Raw genomic sequence first — 17,718 nt, 5'->3', positions numbered from 1 at the left:
ATGGATTTCAAACAGCATATTAAAGAAGTAGCGGATTACCCTAAAGAAGGGATCAGCTTTAAAGACATCACGTCGCTTATGCAAGACGGACCTGCCTATAAGAAAGCGGTCGACGAATTGATCGTCTACGCGCAGGAACGTGGCGCTGAACTCATCGCCGGACCAGAAGCACGCGGGTTCGTCGTTGGATGCCCGGCGGCTTACGCCCTCGAACTCGGCTTCGTCCCGGTACGTAAAGAAGGCAAGTTGCCGCGCGAAACGGTTCGCGTATCGTACGGTCTTGAATACGGCACGGACATTTTGACGATGCACAAAGATTCAATCAAGCCAGGTCAGCAAGTCGTCATCCTCGACGATTTACTGGCGACGGGTGGCACAATCGAAGCGACGATCAAAATGATCGAACAACTCGGTGGTGTCGTTGCTGGAATCGGGTTCTTGATCGAACTCGACGGCCTCGGTGGACGCGAACGTCTCGAAGGATACGACGTGTTCTCACTCATCCGCTACGAAGACTGAGGAAACGGGAAGCTCATGCTTCCCGTTTTTTGAATAGTTTTTGAGGAAAACAACCTACAACCTTTGACAGTTCGTCAGATTTTTTTGATAATGGTAATAAAAAATAGAACAACTTGTACGCAAACTACTACCATGCTGCGACGAATCCGAGACGTTGGGAGCGGTAAGAAAAAGGGTGTCGAATGTTATGACCAAAAAACAAATCGTAAGTATTGAGGATCTTCTCGACGCGCTCGGGAAGTATATGGATGAGCATGATGTTGCCGAAGTGAAACGCGCTTACGAATACGCAAAACTTCATCATACCGGTCAGTTCAGACGCTCAGGTGAACCCTACATCCTGCACCCGGTGCAAGTGGCCGGTATTCTCGTCGACATCGGCTTAGATGCGACGACGATTGTCGGTGCCTTGTTGCACGACGTTGTCGAGGACACGGATGTCACGCTCAAAGAACTAACTGACGAATTTGGGGTTGAAGTCGCCATGCTTGTCGATGGTGTGACGAAGCTTGGGAAGATCAAGTATAAGTCGAAGAAAGAAGAACTCGCGGAGAATCACCGTAAGATGATCATCGCGATGGCTGAAGACGTGCGCGTCATCTTGATCAAACTCGCCGACCGCTTGCACAACATGCGGACGTTGCAGCATATGCCGAAAGAGAAGCAAGTCCAAAAAGCCGAGGAGACGCTTGAAATCTTTGCGCCGCTCGCGCACCGGATGGGGATCTCGACGATCAAGTGGGAGCTCGAAGATATTTCGTTACGCTATATCAACCCGCAGCAATACTATAAGATCGTCTCGATGATGAAACAGAAACGGACAGAGCGTGAAGCGCTCGTCTCATCGGTCATCACCGAAGTGAACGCCGTGCTCGATGAAGTGAGTATCGAAGCCGATGTCAACGGTCGACCGAAACATATTTACTCGATTTACAATAAGATCGTGAAGCATAATAAAGAGTTCAATGAAATTTACGACTTGATGGCGGTCCGGATCATCGTTGATTCGATCCGTGATTGCTACGCTGTCCTCGGGATCATTCATACGCAGTACAAGCCGATGCCGGGTCGTTTCAAGGACTATATCGCCATGCCGAAACCGAACATGTATCAATCGCTTCACACGACGGTGATCGGACCGAAGGGTGAGCCGCTCGAGGTGCAGATCCGGACGAAGGACATGCACTTCATCGCCGAGTTCGGGATTGCCGCGCACTGGGCTTATAAAGAAGGCAAAAACGTCGCGACGAACGGGTTTGATGAAAAGATTGCCCATCTTCGTGAAATTTTAGAGTTGCAAAAAGATACGACCGACGCCGAAGAGTTCATGGAGTCGCTCAAAGTCGACTTCTTCAGCGACATGTTGTACGTCTTCACGCCAAAAGGTGACGTGTTCGAGTTGCCGAAAGGCTCGGTCCCAATCGACTATGCGTACCGCATCCATACCGAGATCGGTCATCGGATGACCGGTGCGAAAGTGAACGGACGCATGGTGCCGCTCGACCATAAACTTGAGACGGGTGACATCATCGAGATCATCACGTCGAAACATAGTTATGGACCGAGCAAGGACTGGCTCAAACTCGCCGTCTCGAGTCAGGCGAAGAATAAGATCCGCCAATGGTTCAAACGCCAACAACGTGAAGAGAACGTCGAGAAAGGCAAAGAACTCGTCGATGTCGAGATCAAGAAGCTCGGCTTCGAACCGAAAGAAGTCATCGATGACCAATCGATCAGCATCGTCGTCGAGAAGTTCAACTTCGGGAACGAAGAAGAGATGTACGCCGCCGTCGGCTATCACGGCATCACCGCGGCCCAAGTCGCGCACAAGTTGACGGAGAAGCAACGGAAAGAGCCGAAACTCGAACTGTCTGACGCGATCAACGAACTAAAAGTCAGCCAGTCACCGAAGAAGAAGACGGCCGAGGCCGGCGTCTCGGTCAAAGGGATCGACAATATGCTCATCCGGATGAGCCGGTGCTGTAACCCGGTGCCGGGCGACGAAATCGTCGGATATATCACCCGCGGTCGCGGCGTCTCGATCCACCGGAAAGACTGCTTGAACATCATCAACGAGCAACACCCGGAACGCCTCTTGACCGTCGAGTGGGAAGCGGGCCAGGCGAAAGAGAAGAACTACAACGTCGATATCGAGATCACTGGTTATGACCGGTCGGGACTGTTGAACGACGTGCTCCAAGCCGTCTCCGCGACGAACACGAACATCATCGCCGTCAGCGGACGTGGGGACCAAAACAAACAAGCCCGCATCTCGATGACGATCTCGATTCCGAACGTGAACCATTTGCAAAAAGTCGTCGACCGGATCAAACAGATCTCGGACGTATACTCGGTCAGCCGAGTCATGATGACGTAACGAAAGGAAGATTTTAAGTGCGTGTATTGTTGCAACGAGTGAAGGAAGCATCTGTCAAAGTCGATGAACAGACGGTCGGACAAATCGACGCCGGCTATCTGCTCCTCGTCGGGGTGACCCATGAGGATACCGAGCAGGAAGTGAACTGGCTCGCCGATAAAGTGGCGGGGCTCCGTGTGTTCGAAGACGCGGAAGAGAAGATGAACTTGTCGATTCAAGACGTCGCCGGCAAAGTGTTGTCAGTGTCGCAGTTCACGCTTTACGGCGATACGTCGAAAGGCCGCCGTCCCGCGTTCACGCAGGCGGCGAAACCCGACATCGCCGAACGTCTTTACGAGCAGTTCAACGACCGTTTGCGGACGCACGGACTCGTCGTCGAGACCGGAAAGTTCGGGGCGATGATGGACGTCGGGCTCGTCAACGACGGTCCGGTCACGCTCATGCTCGAAAAAAACGCTTGACAGAAGGCGCCAAAATTCGGCATCATGAACCATATAACCTAACACCTATGATAAAGAGAAGTACGGTCACCCCACCAGCAAAGAGAGCGATGCCGAGGCTGAAAGCATCGACTGGATGATGACCCGAACGACACTTTGGAGGTGCTTCCTTGAACGTTTAGTAGGGGAAGCCGTTTCATCGGGCGTTAACCGATTTCGAGTGGCAGAGTATCGATTTTGGCTCTGCAACGAGGGTGGTACCACGGGAAACTTTAACAGGCTCTCGTCCCTTTGCGGACGAGGGCCTTTTTGTATTCTAAGGAGGGAATTTTGATGAAAGCACCACGCGGTACACAAGACCTGCTCCCGGGCACGGTCGAGACGTGGCAGTATGTCGAAGACAAGTTACGCGACATTAGTGCCCGCTACAACTATAAAGAGATTCGCACACCGATTTTTGAAACGACGGACCTGTTCACACGCAGCGTCGGCGAAACGACGGACATCGTCCAAAAAGAGATGTTCACGCTCGTCAAAAAAGGCAAGGACGAGTACACGCTCCGTCCGGAAGGAACGGCCTCGGTCGTTCGCGCTTTCGTCACGAACAAACTGTTCGGCAGTCCCGATCAACCGACAAAGCTGTACTATATGGGACCGATGTTCCGTTACGAGCGTCCGCAAAAAGGCCGTTTCCGCCAGTTGCACCAGTACGGTGTCGAGGCGATCGGCAGCAGTGACCCGGCCGTCGACGCCGAAGTGATCAGCCTCGCCTACACGATCTACAAATCGTTCGGCTTACAAAAAATCAAAGTCGTCGTCAACTCGCTCGGTGACGCGGAGAGCCGCAACGCCCACCGCGAAGCGCTCATCCGTCACTTCGAGCCGGTCGCACACGAATTGTGCCAGGACTGTCAGACGCGCCTGCACCAAAACCCGCTCCGCGTCCTCGATTGTAAAGTCGATCGCGACCACCCGGCGATGAAGTCGGCACCGTCGATCCTCGACTTTTTGAACGAAGAGTCGAAAGCGTATTTCGACAAAGTGCTCGAGCACTTGGACGCGCTCGGTGTCGTCTATGAAGTCGACCCGACACTCGTCCGTGGCCTCGATTACTACACGCACACGGCGTTTGAGATCATGTCGGAAGCAGAAGGTTTCGGCGCGATCACGACGCTTTGCGGCGGTGGACGCTATAACGGCCTCGTCCAAGATATCGGTGGACCGGATATGCCAGGTATCGGCTTCGGAATCGGGCTTGAACGGCTCATCCTCGCGCTCGAGAACGAGAACGTGCTCCCTGAGCTTTCGACCGGGCTTGATGTCTTTGTCGTCGCCCAAGGCGGAAAAGACGTCGAGACGACGGCGACGCGCCTGTTGCAACTCCTCCGCATGGAAGGGTTCAAAGCCGACCGCGATTACCTCGGACGTAAGTTCAAAGGTCAATTCAAACAAGCCGACCGCTTAAATGCGGCATTCACCGTCATCCTTGGAGACGATGAAGTCGAACGCGGCTCGGCCTCGCTCAAAGTCATGGCAACTGGAGAACAAGTCGACGTGCCTCTCTCGGCCGTCGCAGACAAAATTCGTGAACTATCGGAAGGAGCAGGACAATGATCGGACGCACACATATGAACGGCCGCGTGACAGAGTCACTGATCGGCCAAGAAGTACAATTGAAAGGTTGGGTTCAAAAACGACGCGACCTCGGAGGACTCATCTTCATCGACCTTCGTGACCGCACGGGCATCGTCCAAGTCGTCGTGCGCCCTGAGAACGAAGCGGTGCACAAACTCGCGGAATCGATCCGTAGCGAATACGTCCTCGACGTGACGGGAATGGTACTCGAGCGTGAGAACAAAAACCCGAACATGCCGACAGGGAACATCGAAGTCATCGCTTCAGAGATCAACATCTTGAACGCGGCGAAGATGACACCGATCCCGATCGGCGACGAAGCGGAAAATGTCTCAGAAGACCTTCGCCTCAAATACCGTTACCTCGACCTGCGTCGTCCGGCACTCCAAGAGACGTTCCGTCTCCGCTCGAAGGCGTCGAACACGATCCGTAACTTCTTGACAGAAGAAGAGTTCCTCGAAGTCGAGACGCCGATCTTGACGAAGTCGACACCGGAAGGCGCCCGTGACTATCTCGTCCCGAGCCGTGTCCACGGTGGCGAGTTCTACGCGCTCCCACAATCACCGCAGCTGTTCAAACAGTTGCTCATGGTCGCTGGGTTCGACCGTTACTTCCAAATCGCCCGCTGTTTCCGTGACGAAGACCTCCGGGCCGACCGTCAACCGGAATTCACACAAGTCGACATCGAGACGAGCTTCATGGACGTCGAAGACTTGATGGCGATGATGGAAGCGATGATGGGGCAAGTGATGGAAGCGACGCTCGGTCGCACCGACACACCGGCCAAGTTCGAGCGGATGACGCACGAGGAAGCGATGCGTCGCTTCGGTTCGGATAAGCCGGACACACGTTTCGGTCTCGAACTCATCGACGTCGCCGACGCCGTCACAGGCGCAGGCTTCAAAGTGTTCGATATGGCGCTCGAGTCGAACGGACACGTCAAAGCGATCAACGTCAAAGGCGAGGCCGACAAGTTCTCGCGTAAAGACATCGACAAACTTCAAGAGTTCACGGCCGTCTACGGCGCGAAAGGCCTCGCTTGGCTTAAAGTGACGGCTGAAGGCTTGAACGGACCGATCGCGAAGTTCTTCGACGAGACGTACGCACAGAAGTTGATTGAAGCGACGAACGCGGAAGCGGGCGATCTGCTCTTGTTCGTGGCGGCAAAACCAACTGTCGTCGCCGACAGCCTCGGCGCCCTTCGTGTCAAGCTCGGTCATGAGCTCGGACTCATCGACGAGTCGAAGTTCAACTTCCTTTGGGTGACGGACTTCCCGCTCGTCACGTTCGAAGAAGAAGACGGCCGCTTCTACGCCAACCACCACCCGTTCACGATGCCAAACCGTGACGACCTCCACTTGCTCGAGACGGACCCAGCAAGCGTGCGCGCGCTCGCGTATGACCTCGTCTTGAACGGCTATGAGCTCGGTGGCGGATCGCAGCGGATTTATGAGCGTGACATTCAAGAGCGCATGTTCAAACTGCTCGGCTTCACGGTCGAAGAGTCGGTCGCCCAGTTCGGCTTCTTGCTCGAAGCGTTCGAATACGGCACACCGCCGCACGCGGGTATCGCGCTCGGTCTCGACCGCCTCGTCATGATCCTCGCGGGTCGTTCGAACCTTCGTGACACGATCGCCTTCCCGAAAACGGCGTCGGCGAGCTGTCTATTGACGCAAGCACCAAGCCCGGTCGCGGACGCGCAACTCGAAGAGTTGTCAATCCGGACAGCGGTGAAAGAGAAGAAACAAGGATAAACAAAAGGAGGTTCGCCGCGGCGAACCTCCTTTTTAGTCATTCTGCTGTTCCATCTTCTTTGCGGTCCGTTGAAGCGCGAACCCGAACGCGAACAGCGATGCGATCACGGCCGTCATCGTATAGACGGAGTCCGTGAAAGCGAGATAGATGCCGAACAAACCGAGGCCGAAGCTGAGGAGGAACCAAAGCATCAACTTCGGGTGCTCCTGGAGCGCTTGTTTCATGCGCTCGGCACGTTCAGCTGGCAACCGGTCCCGTCGGTCACAAGCAGGTTCGAGTTGAACACTTGACCGTTGCTCTTCAAGACGAGCGACCGTTTATCGTCGCGGTAGTCGATGATCATGTCTTCATCTAGGAAGACTTTCGTCCAGTTCTTGATGAGGATTGGCCCGACGTTCGAGTCGATCTCGACGTCTTCTGGCGTCGTCTCGGTCACGTAACGGATCTCGAAGATGCCGCTATTGCCGCAACCGCAGCCTTCCGTCTCATAAAACAAGTGCATCTGTCCGTCACGGTCGCCTTTTAAGGCGTTGATGCGCTCGTTCGCGCGGTCTGTAATCTGTACGTTCATTGTTATCACTCCTTACATCCATTATACATCGTCTGAAAAAAGATTGAAAAAGACGTGCTTCCCATTTTCCACTTCCTGCAAAAAAGCGTAAACTATTTGTTTAGAAGGGGGAAAGGAAATGATCTCACGTTTTTTTAGTTATTACCGTCCACATAAGAAGTTATTCATCCTTGATTTCACGTTCGCCATCCTCGTCGGCCTGCTCGAGCTCGGCTTCCCGCTCGCTGTGAAATGGTTCATCGACGTTCTGTTACCAGGCGGCGAATGGAACTGGATCATTATCATCAGTATCGGCCTGCTTATTCTGTACATACTCGCCATGATGATGCAGTACGTCGTCAACTATTGGGGGCACAAGCTCGGGATCAATATCGAGACCGACATGCGCGAAGAACTGTTCACGCACATCCATAAGCAATCGTTCCGCTTCTTCGACAACCATAAGACCGGTCACTTGATGAGCCGGGTCACGAACGACTTGTTCGACATCGGCGAAGTGGCACACCACGGCCCGGAAGACTTCTTCATCGCCATCATGACATTGCTCGGCGCGTTCGGGATCATGTTCTCGATCAATCCGCAACTTGCGCTCGTGACGGTCATCGCCGTTCCGTTCCTCGTCATCATGATCACGTACGCCAATAAAAACATGAACAAGGCGTGGCAGAAGATGTACGGCAACATCAGTGAAGTGAACGCCCGCGTCGAAGATAGCGTCTCTGGCGCGCGTGTCGTCCAGTCGTTCACGAACGAGACGTTCGAAATCAACCGGTTCCAACAAGACAACAACTTCTATCGCGGTTCGAAGATCGAAGCGTATCGGGTCATGAGTAAGTCGCTCGCCGGGATCTATATCACGACACGGCTCATGACATTGCTCGTCCTCGTCTACGGGGCGTACTTGACGTATGAAAACGAATTGACATACGGTGAGCTCGTCGGTTTCATCTTGTATATGAACTTGCTCATCAAACCGGTCGAGAAGATCACGGCGCTCCTCGAGATGTATCCGAAAGGGATGGCCGGCTTCAAACGGTTCACAGAACTGATCGATGAGGCACCGGACATCGAGAACCGTCCGGACGCGGTCGAGGTCAGTTCACTGAAAGGGAACATCGCTTTCCACGACGTCTCGTTCGGCTACTCGGACTACCGAGAAGTGTTGACGCATATCGACCTCGACATCACGACCGGATCGACGGTCGCCCTCGTCGGGACGAGCGGTGCCGGCAAAACAACGATCTGCTCACTCATCCCACGCTTTTATGACGTGACGGCTGGGGCCATCACGATCGACGGGATCGACATCCGTGACATGACGAAAGAGAGTCTGCGTCGCCAGATCGGGATCGTGCAGCAGGACGTGTTCTTGTTCGCCGGGACGCTCCGCGAGAACATCGCCTACGGCAAGCTCGAGGCGAGCGACGCGGAAGTCATGCACGCGGTCGAGAAGGCACATTTGAACTCGCTCGTCGACGAACTCGAGCACGGGCTCGACACGCAGATCGGAGAGCGGGGACTGAAACTGTCGGGCGGACAGAAACAACGGATCGCCATCGCCCGCATGTTCTTGAAGAACCCACCGATCTTGATCTTAGATGAAGCGACGTCCGCCCTCGACACCGAGACGGAAGCGATTATCCAAGAGTCGCTTACGGAACTCGCGGCCGACCGGACGACGCTCATCATCGCGCACCGTCTTGCGACCGTGAAGAATGCCGACCGCATCCTCGTCGTCACCGCCGACGGCATCGTCGAGGACGGCACGCACGACGAGTTGAGTGCCAAAGGCGGCGTCTTCGCCGGGCTGCTCAGACGGCAACAACTATAACTAGTCGGGCAGCCACCAGTGATTCAAGTCTTGGTGGCTGTTTTGCGTAAAATGGGTATAAACAAGCATCAGTGTGTGTGAGGAGGAAACGAATTGATGAAAGCAGTTCAAGTTATCGGATACGGTGACGTCGATCAATTACAGGTCGTCGACGTCCCGGTCCCGACACCGAAAGACGATGAGGTGCTCGTCCGCGTACAGGCGTGCGGCATCAACAATACGGAGATATGGATGCGAGAAGGGGCGTACGGGACGGAGCAGGAATCAGGCTGGCGTCCGGAGGGAGTCCAGTTTCCACGGATTCCAGGATCAGATATTACCGGAGAAATTGTCGGGGTCGGGAATCAAGTGGATGAAGGGATGATCGGCCGACGTGTCGTCTTGTTTCCGTTCACGTCGAGTGGGGCGGACGGTGCGGAGCATATCGCTCCCGACATGTCGTTCATCGGCTCGGAATATGACGGCGGTTATGCGGAATATGTCGTCTGGCCGGCCGAGCTTTGTTATGACATGCCGCTCGACAGTTTCGTCGACAGCGCCGTCTTCTCGGTGAGCGGGTTGACGGCGTGGCACATGAACGAGCAAATTCAAATCCGTCCTGGTGAGACGGTCGTCGTCACCGGTGCGAGCGGCGGTGTCGGCTCGTTGAACGTGCAGATTGCAGCGCACGTGTTCGGAGCGAACGTCATCGCCATCATCGGTGATTTGAAAGACGCACCGAAACTGAAAGCGCTCGGGGCGAGCCACGTCGTTTCCTATCGGTCGAAGACGCTCGCGGACGAGATTTTAGCAGCGAACGGTGGACCGGTCGATGCCGTGCTCGACGTCGTCGGGGATGCGTTGTTCGCAACGTCGCTCGATGTATTGAAGAACGGCGGTAAGTTTTGCATATCCGGATCGGCCGGGGGACAACGGACCGATCTCGATTTCCGTACGCTCTACTTGAAGCACATTACGATGTATGGATCGGTGCTCGGGACACGAGCGGAATTCAAAGCGATGCTCCAAGCGATTTCGAGCGGTCAAATCAAGCCGGTCGTCGACCGCACATTCCCGTTAGAAGAGGCCCGGGCGGCGCAAACGTATTTCAAACAGCAAGGCAAGGTCGGTAAGATCGTCCTCGTCCCGTAACAGCAAAGAGAGGAAATCGGACCCCTTGAGTCCGATTTCCTCTCTTAAATTCAGGCGATATCGGCTTTCGCCCGGTCGATGACCGAGACGAGCCGGCGGAACTGTTCGAGCCAAAACTGGAAGAACGGACCGATCAAGAAAATCGACAGCACCGTCCCGAAAAAAACGGGACCGCCGAGCACCCAGCCGATCAAGCAAGCGGAAAGCTCCATCCACGTCCGCATCATGCGGACCGATGTATTGAAACGGTCGGCCAAGGCGAGCGTCAGTCCGTCACGCGGGCCGGCGCCGTAACCGATGGCGACATACAGCCCGGCGCCCATGCCAATGACGAAGATGCCGAGAACGAGCCAGGCGATATTGAGTGCGGTTCCGTCGAGCGTCGGCAACAAGTGGTGGTCAAGGATCAAGTTCATGAACACACCGACGAAGACGGCGTTGACGAGCGTCCCGAACTGGGGTCGGATGCGGTCCAATATGTATTTGCATAAGACGAGCAACAGGCCGACGAGGAGAATGATCGTCCCGACCGAGATCGGCGTGTGCCGGGCGAGCCCGAGATGGAGCACGTCCCACGTCGAGACGCCGAGGTCGGCCGTGATCATCATCGACGACCCGAGGGCGAGCAGGAACAAACCGCCCATGAACAACGCCCACTTCAAACTAATTCGTAAAGACTGTATCCATACCGCCTGCATATTGGTCGCCTCGATTCCCTAAAATGTTCCATCATCATATCATAATTGGTTTCAAGGCAAGAAAAAAACGCCTCAGCTTGGCTGAGACGTCATTGATTATTTTTTAGGTGTTTCTGCTTTTTTTGCTTTGTTCTTTTTATAATAATTGTAGACGAACGGAGCGACCGCCGTCGCGACTTTGATGAGTGTGCCAAATTTTCCTTTTCTAGCCATGTTGTTGCACCCCTTTCTCTTCTCTAAAGAGTTATATTCCACACGTTGCGGAAATGAAAACATATTTCGAACAGGTTCGACACGATTGATGGTAGATGCATCACGCATAATAGAGCCAGGAGGCGAAGGATATGAAGACGATTATTTGGTATCAGAACGATTTACGGATCGATGACCATCGGCCGCTCGAAGAGGCGCAGAAGCATGATGAAGCGATCGAGGGGCATTACTTTATAAGGGAAGACGAGCTGAACGAAAATCGGTTCGGCGTCATCCCGCTCGGGGCCAGACGGCTTCAATTTTTAAAAGAGTCGCTAGAAGACTTGGCCGGATCGCTCGATGCGCTCGGGATCCCGCTCTACGTGCATGTCGGTCATCCGCTCGACATCCTCGACCCGACAGACCGGCTGTTGTTTCAACGGTCGATCGGGTTGAACGAACGCTTGCTTGAAAAAGACGTCATCGCACGTTGGCAAGGGGAGTGGCAATCGTTCGACGGATTCACGCTGTACCCACGCACCGAAATCCCGTTTAAAAAAATGCCGTTTTTGTTCACCGAGTTCCGAAAAGCGGTCGAGGACGATGCCCGTCCTGAACAGCTGATCGAGCGGACGAGCTCAGGTCAGTCGCGTCCGCTCCCGTTTCCTGTCCCGTTCGAGCGTCCGACGCTCGACGCCCGGTCCGCTTTTCCGTTTCAAGGCGGCGAGACGTCGGGGCTGAAACGTCTGAGCGACTATTTGGCAGGTCCCGTCCGCACGTATAAAGAGACGCGGAACGGCTTTGGGGTCGACGACTCATCCAAGTTGTCGGCTTTTCTTGCCAACGGGTCGCTCTCGCCGCGGCGTGTGCTCCATGAACTAGAGCTTCATGAACGACAGCACGGGGCGAACGAGTCGACATATTGGCTCTATTTTGAACTGTTGTGGCGCGAGTTTTTCCAATGGGTCGCGCTCGAGCAAGGGAAGCGGTTGTTCCGTCGCCAAGGGATACGTTCGAAGGACAAGGCGTGGAAAGTGGACGAGGATGTGATTCATCGGTGGCAGCAAGGCGAGACGGGCGTCGCGTTCGTCGATGCGTTCATGCACGAGTTGAACGCGACGGGATGGATGTCGAACCGGGGCCGGCAAATCGTTGCGAGCTATTTCGCCAAAGAGCTCGGACAAGATTGGCGCTACGGTGCGGCCTACTTCGAAGCGATGCTCATCGACTACGACGTCGCCAGCAATTATGGCAATTGGGCGTATCAGGCCGGTGTCGGCAACGATTCACGCGACCGGCGTTTCAACGTCTCACGCCAACAAGATACGTATGACCCGACGCGTGCGTTTCGTGACACGTGGATGTGACGAAACCGTCACCGGAAATCGAGGTTTCTGATTGACTTCTTTTTACATGGGATGCTATAGTAAGGGCATCAGATGGGATACCTGAGGTGTTCGAGAGCCGCCTTCGTTATTTTGAGCCAACACTTTGAATACGGGAGATCGAACTGCCAGCCGGATCAACTGCCTCATCACGTGCAGGAGGACTTGTGAAGGGGACGCTAGATCACCCACCTGCTTAAGCAGGTTCAAAAGCAGGGCATCGTCACGGCACTCCGGGCCCCATCGATTTTATTGTAAAAACGTCGCTAGACGTCTTTTTTTTGACTATAATTCCGAGTAAAATAGTGTGAAAAAATAGTATTAATTTGGAGGAAGATTATGTTACACCAGTTTTCGCGTAATGAGTTGGCCATCGGTCAAGAAGGTATTGAAACGTTGAAAGGAAAGACGGTCGCCATTCTTGGCGTCGGCGGTGTCGGCTCGTTCGCAGCAGAAGCACTTGCCCGGAGCGGTGTCGGTCGGATCGTGCTCGTCGATAAAGACGATATCGACATCACGAACGTCAATCGTCAAATCCACGCGCTCTTGTCGACAGTCGGACAACCGAAAGTCGAGGCGATGGGGGCACGTCTGCTCGACATTAACCCGGACGTCGAACTCGTCCAGTTGAAGATGTTTTATACCGAAGAGACGTTTGAAGAGTTTTTCGCTCAAAACATCGATTTCGTCATCGACGCGTCAGATACGATCATCTATAAAATCCATTTGATCGTCGAGTGTAAACGTCGTGGTATCCCGGTCATTTCAAGCATGGGGATGGCCAACAAGATGGACCCGACCCGGATTCAAGTCATCGACATTAAAGACACGTCATACGATCCGATCGCGAAGATGGTGCGGACGCGTTTGCGTAAACATAACATCTATAAAGGCGTGCCGGTCGTGTTCTCGGACGAGTCACCGATCGTGACGCGCGAGGACGTGAACGAGGTCGTCGGTAAGAAAGACGCCCCGATCCGTAAAGCGAAGATGCCACCGAGCTCGAACGCGTTCGTGCCGTCGGTCGCAGGACTCGTCGCCGCCGGGTACGTCATCAATCAAATGCTCGAGACGGCTGGTGTCGAGATCAATCGCATCCAGAACTAAGAAAACGACGCCGACTCGAATGAGTCAGCGTCGTTTTTCCCAATAGTCGAGCCGCTTTTGGAGTTGTTGCTCGAAGCCACGGCTCGTCGGTGTATAATATTTAGGACGTTTCCGGGCCAAGTTTTCCGGCCAGTAGTTTTGCGGGACGTACCCGTCTTTCTCGTCGTGTGGATATTTGTAGCCGGCGCCATTACCGAGCTCGCGTGCCCCGGGGCTATGCGCATCGCGGAGATGGACCGGGACGGGACCACCTTCGACCGTCCGGACGTGATGGATCGCCTTGTCGATCGCGGTGATGACGGCGTTCGACTTCGGTGCCGTCGCCAGATAGAGGACGGCCTCGGCCATCGGGATGCGTGCTTCCGGGAACCCGATATGTTCGCTCGCCCGTGCGGCCGCGTCGACGATGACGAGCGCGTTCGGGTCACTCAGACCGATATCTTCGGCCGCGTGAACGTACAGGCGACGCATGATAAAGCGCGGCGATTCGCCCGCCTCGATCATGACGGCGAGCCAGTACAGGGCGGCGTCCGGGTCCGAGCCGCGGATCGACTTGATGAACGCCGAGATGACGTCATAGTGTCGGTCGCCCGTCTTATCGTATTTGATGGCTTTTTGTTGGATCGACTCTTCGGCGACGTCGAGCGTGATTTGAATCTTGCCGTCGACTTCCGGCGTCGTCAAGACGGCCAGTTCGAGCGCGTTCAATAAGACACGGTAGTCACCGTCCGCCATTTTGATATAATGGTCAACAGCTGCGTCTTCGATTTCAACCGGGTAGTTGCCGAGCCCTTTCTTGTCGGCGAGCGCACGCTCAAGCACGACCCGGAGCTCGTCTTGTCCAGGCGGCTCGAGCCGAAACACGGTCGCGCGCGACAATAGCGCCGCATTGACCTCGAAACTTGGATTTTCGGTCGTCGCCCCGATCAAGACGAGCTTGCCGGCCTCTAGCGCCGGGAGCAACGCATCTTGTTGCAGTTTATTGAAACGATGGATCTCGTCTAAAAATAAAATCGTCCGCTCTTGCTCGAAATCAAAACGAGATTCGGCTGCACGGATGACGCTCCGTAGCTCATCTAGTTTTGCCGTGACGGCGTTCAATTGAACAAACGTCGCTTTCGTATACTTTGAAATGACGCGAGCGAGCGTCGTCTTGCCAGTGCCTGGCGGACCATAAAGAATAATGGTGCCGAGCCGGTCGGCCTCGATGGCGCGGCGCAACAGCTTGCCTTCACCGATGATGTGGCGTTGACCGATGACTTCGTCTAACGTCTCCGGGCGCATCCGGTTGGCGAGCGGCCCGCTATTCGATTGTTGAAATAAATCACTCATACGGACACGTTCCTTTCGACAAACGTTTGTTCGAACAGTATAACAGAAGGAGAAACCAATATGAAAATATCTACTAAAGGCCGTTATGGTTTAACGATCATGATCGCGCTTGCCCGTGAGACGGACAGCAAACCGCTCAGTTTGAAGAAAATCGCGGCGCGCCATGAACTGCCAGAACATTACTTGGAACAATTGATCGGCCCGCTCCGTAACGGCGGTCTCGTCAAAAGTGTCCGCGGTGCCTACGGCGGTTATCAGCTCGTCAAAGCACCGCGCGACATCACGGCCGGTGAGATCATTCGACTGCTCGAAGGCCCGCTGACGATCGTCGAAGACTCGGAGACGGATGACGCCGTGAAGCGAAAACTTTGGGACAAGATCAAAGCGGCGATCGAGACGGTGTTAGAAGAAACGACACTCGCCGATCTCGCGGAAGAAGATTCAGAAGGCTACATGTTCTATATTTAACGATGAGGTGAACGGATATGAACTATTTTGACCACGCGGCCACGACGCCGATGCGTCCCGAGGTGCTCGAGGCGATGACTCCCTATTTTTTAGAGCAGTACGGCAATCCGTCGAGCATACATGGTGTCGGCCGGAAAGCTCGGGCGGCACTCGACGCGTCACGACGGACGCTCGCGACATGGATCGGTGCGACGCCAAACGAGATCGTCTTCACGTCGGGCGGGACCGAGTCAGACAATTACGCCTTGTTCGGCGCGGCTTATGCGAACCAACACAAAGGGAAGCATGTGATCACGACGAAAGTCGAGCACCACGCCGTCTTGCATGCGATGGAGCAACTCGAGCGTGAAGGGTTCGACGTGACGTACTTAGACGTCGACGAGTCCGGTGCCGTATCTGTCGCTGCGCTTAAAGACGCACTCCGTGACGATACGATCCTCGTCTCGGTCATGTACGGCAACAACGAGGTCGGCACGCTCCAACCGATTGCTGACATCGGGATGTTGCTTGCCGATCGGGATACGTTGTTCCATACGGACGCGGTCCAGGTGCTCGGCACAGAAGCGATCGACGTGCACGCGCTCGGCGTCGACTTGTTGTCGGCGTCGGCGCATAAAGTGAACGGTCCGAAAGGTATCGGTTTTCTTTTTATAAAAACAGGTGTAAAATTAGCGACGCGTTCTTTTGGAGGACAACAAGAACGGAAACGTCGAGCCGGCACGGAAAACGTTCCGGGTGCCGTCGGATTTAGCCGAGCGGCCGAACTGGTCATGGCCGAACGGAACGAGCGGGTGACAGCTTACCGAGAGATGGCTGACACGTTGCTACACACGCTTGATGAACTTGGCGTCGAGTACGAAGTGAACGGGGCGAACCGCTTGCCGCACATCGTCAACTTGTACCTGCCGGGCATCGAGCTTGAGCCGTTCCTGATCATGATGGACATGCGTGGTTATGCCATTTCGAGCGGCAGTGCCTGCACGGCTGGAACGATTGAGCCGTCGCACGTGCTGACGGCCATGTACGGTCAATCTGACCGGACGAAACAATCGGTCCGCATCAGTTTTGGACTGGGTAACACGGTCGATGACGTGACACGGCTCGCCGAACGACTACATGAGGTCGTCTCGACATTTATGAACGGAGTGAGATAGATGAACTTACGAACAAAAGCCCCTGAAGACACGACGGTCGTCGTCGGGATGTCAGGCGGCGTCGATTCTTCGGTGACGGCCCATCTGTTAAAAGAGCAAGGGTATAACGTCATCGGGATCTTTATGAAAAACTGGGACGATACGGATGAGTCTGGATTCTGCACGGCGACAGAGGACTATGAGGACGTCATCGCGGTCGCCAACCAAATCGGGATCCCGTACTACGCGGTCAACTTCGAGAAAGAATATTGGGACCGCGTCTTTGAATATTTCTTGGCCGAGTATCGCCTCGGGCGGACGCCGAACCCGGACGTCATGTGTAACAAAGAGATCAAGTTCAAGGCGTTCCTTGATCATGCACTCCGCCTCGGGGCCGACTTCGTCGCGACAGGGCATTACGCCCGCGTCGAGTTCGTCGACGGCGAGCACCGCCTGCTTCGTGGGAAAGACGACAACAAGGATCAAACGTACTTCTTGAACCAATTGTCGCAAGACCAACTCGAGCGGACGATGTTCCCAATCGGGCACATGGACAAAAAAGACGTCCGTGTCATCGCCGAGACTGCTGGACTCGCGACGGCGAAGAAGAAAGATTCGACCGGCATCTGCTTCATCGGAGAGCGGAACTTCAAAGAGTTCCTCGGTCAATACTTGCCGTCGCAACCAGGTGAGATGCAGACGCTCGACGGGGTTGCGAAAGGACGCCACGACGGGCTCATGTATTACACGCTCGGTCAGCGGCACGGCCTCGGCATCGGCGGAGACGGAGAGCCGTGGTTCGTCGTCGGGAAAGACGTCGAAAAGAACATCCTCTACGTCGGCCAAGGCTTCCATCACGACGCGCTCTATTCAGACGCGCTCTTTGCGTCACAATTGTCGTGGACCGGCTCGGCTCCTGAGGCTGAGTTCCGGGCGACGGCGAAGTTCCGCTATCGTCAACAAGACGTGCCGGTAACGATCGCGCCGCTCGATGGTGGCGAAGTACTCGTCAAATTTGATGAGCCACAACGTGCCATCACGCCAGGACAAGCCGTTGTCTTTTATGACGGCGATATCTGTCTAGGCGGGGCGACGATCGACAAAGCGTATATTAACGGGAAACAACTCGACTATATCGGATGAG

The 17,718-nt window shown here is 54.8% G+C and carries 16 protein-coding genes, 1 other RNA gene and 1 other annotated feature; of the genes, 13 read left to right on the top strand and 4 right to left on the bottom strand.

Going from position 1 to position 17,718, the window contains the following annotated elements; all coding sequences use genetic code 11:
- From BJU60_RS04540 to aspS, 5 genes are all read left to right on the top strand, one after another.
- Window positions 1–519 (top strand): adenine phosphoribosyltransferase, encoded by a 519-nt coding sequence (locus BJU60_RS04540; RefSeq protein WP_016508814.1) that lies wholly within the window; start codon window positions 1–3, stop codon window positions 517–519.
- Between the two features lie 187 nt (window positions 520–706).
- Window positions 707–2,896 (top strand): RelA/SpoT family protein, encoded by a 2,190-nt coding sequence (locus BJU60_RS04535; RefSeq protein WP_070327670.1) that lies wholly within the window; start codon window positions 707–709, stop codon window positions 2,894–2,896.
- Window positions 2,897–2,913: 17 nt separating this feature from the next.
- On the top strand, window positions 2,914–3,357 hold the full coding sequence (gene dtd / locus BJU60_RS04530; protein ID WP_070327669.1) for a D-aminoacyl-tRNA deacylase: 444 nt from the start codon (window positions 2,914–2,916) through the stop codon (window positions 3,355–3,357).
- Window positions 3,358–3,395: 38 nt separating this feature from the next.
- Window positions 3,396–3,630: a binding site (T-box leader), on the top strand.
- Between the two features lie 39 nt (window positions 3,631–3,669).
- The gene (gene hisS / locus BJU60_RS04525) at window positions 3,670–4,950 is read left to right on the top strand and encodes a histidine--tRNA ligase (protein ID WP_070327668.1); all 1,281 of its coding nucleotides are present in this window, start codon (window positions 3,670–3,672) and stop codon (window positions 4,948–4,950) included.
- Window positions 4,947–6,725: an aspartate--tRNA ligase gene (aspS, locus tag BJU60_RS04520; RefSeq protein ID WP_070327667.1), complete on the top strand. Its 1,779-nt coding sequence runs from the start codon at window positions 4,947–4,949 to the stop codon at window positions 6,723–6,725. The genes hisS and aspS overlap by 4 nt, the downstream gene beginning before the upstream one ends.
- Window positions 6,726–6,758: 33 nt before the next feature.
- On the opposite strand, the gene BJU60_RS04515 is transcribed toward aspS, so the two are convergent.
- Both BJU60_RS04515 and BJU60_RS04510 read right to left on the bottom strand, forming a co-directional pair.
- Complete coding sequence (locus BJU60_RS04515; RefSeq protein WP_070327666.1) at window positions 6,759–6,950, bottom strand: hypothetical protein; 192 nt, start codon at window positions 6,948–6,950, stop codon at window positions 6,759–6,761.
- Complete coding sequence (locus tag BJU60_RS04510) at window positions 6,947–7,297, bottom strand: iron-sulfur cluster biosynthesis family protein (protein WP_070327665.1); 351 nt, start codon at window positions 7,295–7,297, stop codon at window positions 6,947–6,949. The genes BJU60_RS04515 and BJU60_RS04510 overlap by 4 nt, the downstream gene beginning before the upstream one ends.
- 118 nt (window positions 7,298–7,415) lie before the next feature.
- Between BJU60_RS04510 and BJU60_RS04505 the strand changes: the two genes are divergently transcribed.
- Window positions 7,416–9,128, top strand: a complete 1,713-nt coding sequence (locus tag BJU60_RS04505; RefSeq protein ID WP_070327664.1) for an ABC transporter ATP-binding protein — start codon at window positions 7,416–7,418, stop codon at window positions 9,126–9,128.
- A 96-nt stretch (window positions 9,129–9,224) separates the two neighbouring features.
- Complete coding sequence (locus BJU60_RS04500; RefSeq protein ID WP_070327663.1) at window positions 9,225–10,259, top strand: zinc-binding dehydrogenase; 1,035 nt, start codon at window positions 9,225–9,227, stop codon at window positions 10,257–10,259.
- A 50-nt stretch (window positions 10,260–10,309) separates the two neighbouring features.
- On the opposite strand, the gene BJU60_RS04495 is transcribed toward BJU60_RS04500, so the two are convergent.
- Complete coding sequence (locus BJU60_RS04495; protein ID WP_070327662.1) at window positions 10,310–10,957, bottom strand: YczE/YyaS/YitT family protein; 648 nt, start codon at window positions 10,955–10,957, stop codon at window positions 10,310–10,312.
- Between the two features lie 344 nt (window positions 10,958–11,301).
- Here BJU60_RS04495 and BJU60_RS04490 point away from each other — a divergent pair, with 344 nt between their 5' ends.
- From BJU60_RS04490 to BJU60_RS04480, 3 genes are all read left to right on the top strand, one after another.
- Window positions 11,302–12,516 carry a DASH family cryptochrome gene (locus BJU60_RS04490; RefSeq protein ID WP_070327661.1) on the top strand — a complete coding sequence of 405 codons (1,215 nt, stop codon included), beginning with the start codon at window positions 11,302–11,304 and terminating at the stop codon, window positions 12,514–12,516.
- Window positions 12,517–12,591: 75 nt separating this feature from the next.
- Window positions 12,592–12,778, top strand: a non-coding RNA gene (ssrS, locus tag BJU60_RS04485) — 6S RNA.
- A gap of 95 nt (window positions 12,779–12,873) precedes the next feature.
- Window positions 12,874–13,641 (top strand): tRNA threonylcarbamoyladenosine dehydratase, encoded by a 768-nt coding sequence (locus BJU60_RS04480; protein ID WP_070327660.1) that lies wholly within the window; start codon window positions 12,874–12,876, stop codon window positions 13,639–13,641.
- A 24-nt stretch (window positions 13,642–13,665) separates the two neighbouring features.
- Here BJU60_RS04480 and BJU60_RS04475 read toward each other — a convergent pair whose 3' ends face one another.
- Window positions 13,666–14,973 (bottom strand): replication-associated recombination protein A, encoded by a 1,308-nt coding sequence (locus BJU60_RS04475; protein ID WP_070327659.1) that lies wholly within the window; start codon window positions 14,971–14,973, stop codon window positions 13,666–13,668.
- A gap of 60 nt (window positions 14,974–15,033) precedes the next feature.
- Between BJU60_RS04475 and cymR the strand changes: the two genes are divergently transcribed.
- The 3 genes from cymR to mnmA are packed head-to-tail and all read left to right on the top strand — an operon-like array spanning window position 15,034 to window position 17,717.
- Window positions 15,034–15,441, top strand: a complete 408-nt coding sequence (gene cymR / locus BJU60_RS04470; RefSeq protein ID WP_070327658.1) for a cysteine metabolism transcriptional regulator CymR — start codon at window positions 15,034–15,036, stop codon at window positions 15,439–15,441.
- Window positions 15,442–15,458: 17 nt separating this feature from the next.
- Window positions 15,459–16,595: a cysteine desulfurase family protein gene (locus tag BJU60_RS04465; RefSeq protein ID WP_070327657.1), complete on the top strand. Its 1,137-nt coding sequence runs from the start codon at window positions 15,459–15,461 to the stop codon at window positions 16,593–16,595.
- Window positions 16,596–17,717 carry a tRNA 2-thiouridine(34) synthase MnmA gene (gene mnmA / locus BJU60_RS04460; protein WP_070327656.1) on the top strand — a complete coding sequence of 374 codons (1,122 nt, stop codon included), beginning with the start codon at window positions 16,596–16,598 and terminating at the stop codon, window positions 17,715–17,717.
- The last annotated feature ends 1 nt before the right edge of the window (window position 17,718 follow it).

It is taken from the genome of Exiguobacterium aurantiacum (assembly GCF_001766415.1).
Taxonomy (GTDB): Bacteria; Bacillota; Bacilli; order Exiguobacteriales; family Exiguobacteriaceae; genus Exiguobacterium; species Exiguobacterium aurantiacum_A.
Note: the sequence above shows the minus strand (reverse complement) of the source record. Positions and strands in the feature narration are given on the sequence as shown.

Excerpts from the sequence above, each read along its gene's own strand:
- BJU60_RS04500 (WP_070327663.1), top strand. The coding sequence starts at position 9,225 with ATGAAAGCAGTTCAAGTTATCGGATACGGTGACGTCGATCAATTACAG.
- BJU60_RS04465 (WP_070327657.1), top strand. The coding sequence starts at position 15,459 with ATGAACTATTTTGACCACGCGGCCACGACGCCGATGCGTCCCGAGGTG.
- BJU60_RS04475 (WP_070327659.1), bottom strand. The coding sequence starts at position 14,973 with ATGAGTGATTTATTTCAACAATCGAATAGCGGGCCGCTCGCCAACCGG.
- cymR (WP_070327658.1), top strand. The coding sequence starts at position 15,034 with ATGAAAATATCTACTAAAGGCCGTTATGGTTTAACGATCATGATCGCG.
- BJU60_RS04480 (WP_070327660.1), top strand. The coding sequence starts at position 12,874 with ATGTTACACCAGTTTTCGCGTAATGAGTTGGCCATCGGTCAAGAAGGT.
- BJU60_RS04490 (WP_070327661.1), top strand. The coding sequence starts at position 11,302 with ATGAAGACGATTATTTGGTATCAGAACGATTTACGGATCGATGACCAT.
- BJU60_RS04505 (WP_070327664.1), top strand. The coding sequence starts at position 7,416 with ATGATCTCACGTTTTTTTAGTTATTACCGTCCACATAAGAAGTTATTC.
- BJU60_RS04535 (WP_070327670.1), top strand. The coding sequence starts at position 707 with ATGACCAAAAAACAAATCGTAAGTATTGAGGATCTTCTCGACGCGCTC.
- BJU60_RS04540 (WP_016508814.1), top strand. The coding sequence starts at position 1 with ATGGATTTCAAACAGCATATTAAAGAAGTAGCGGATTACCCTAAAGAA.
- BJU60_RS04495 (WP_070327662.1), bottom strand. The coding sequence starts at position 10,957 with ATGCAGGCGGTATGGATACAGTCTTTACGAATTAGTTTGAAGTGGGCG.
- hisS (WP_070327668.1), top strand. The coding sequence starts at position 3,670 with ATGAAAGCACCACGCGGTACACAAGACCTGCTCCCGGGCACGGTCGAG.
- BJU60_RS04510 (WP_070327665.1), bottom strand. The coding sequence starts at position 7,297 with ATGAACGTACAGATTACAGACCGCGCGAACGAGCGCATCAACGCCTTA.
- BJU60_RS04515 (WP_070327666.1), bottom strand. The coding sequence starts at position 6,950 with ATGAAACAAGCGCTCCAGGAGCACCCGAAGTTGATGCTTTGGTTCCTC.
- mnmA (WP_070327656.1), top strand. The coding sequence starts at position 16,596 with ATGAACTTACGAACAAAAGCCCCTGAAGACACGACGGTCGTCGTCGGG.
- aspS (WP_070327667.1), top strand. The coding sequence starts at position 4,947 with ATGATCGGACGCACACATATGAACGGCCGCGTGACAGAGTCACTGATC.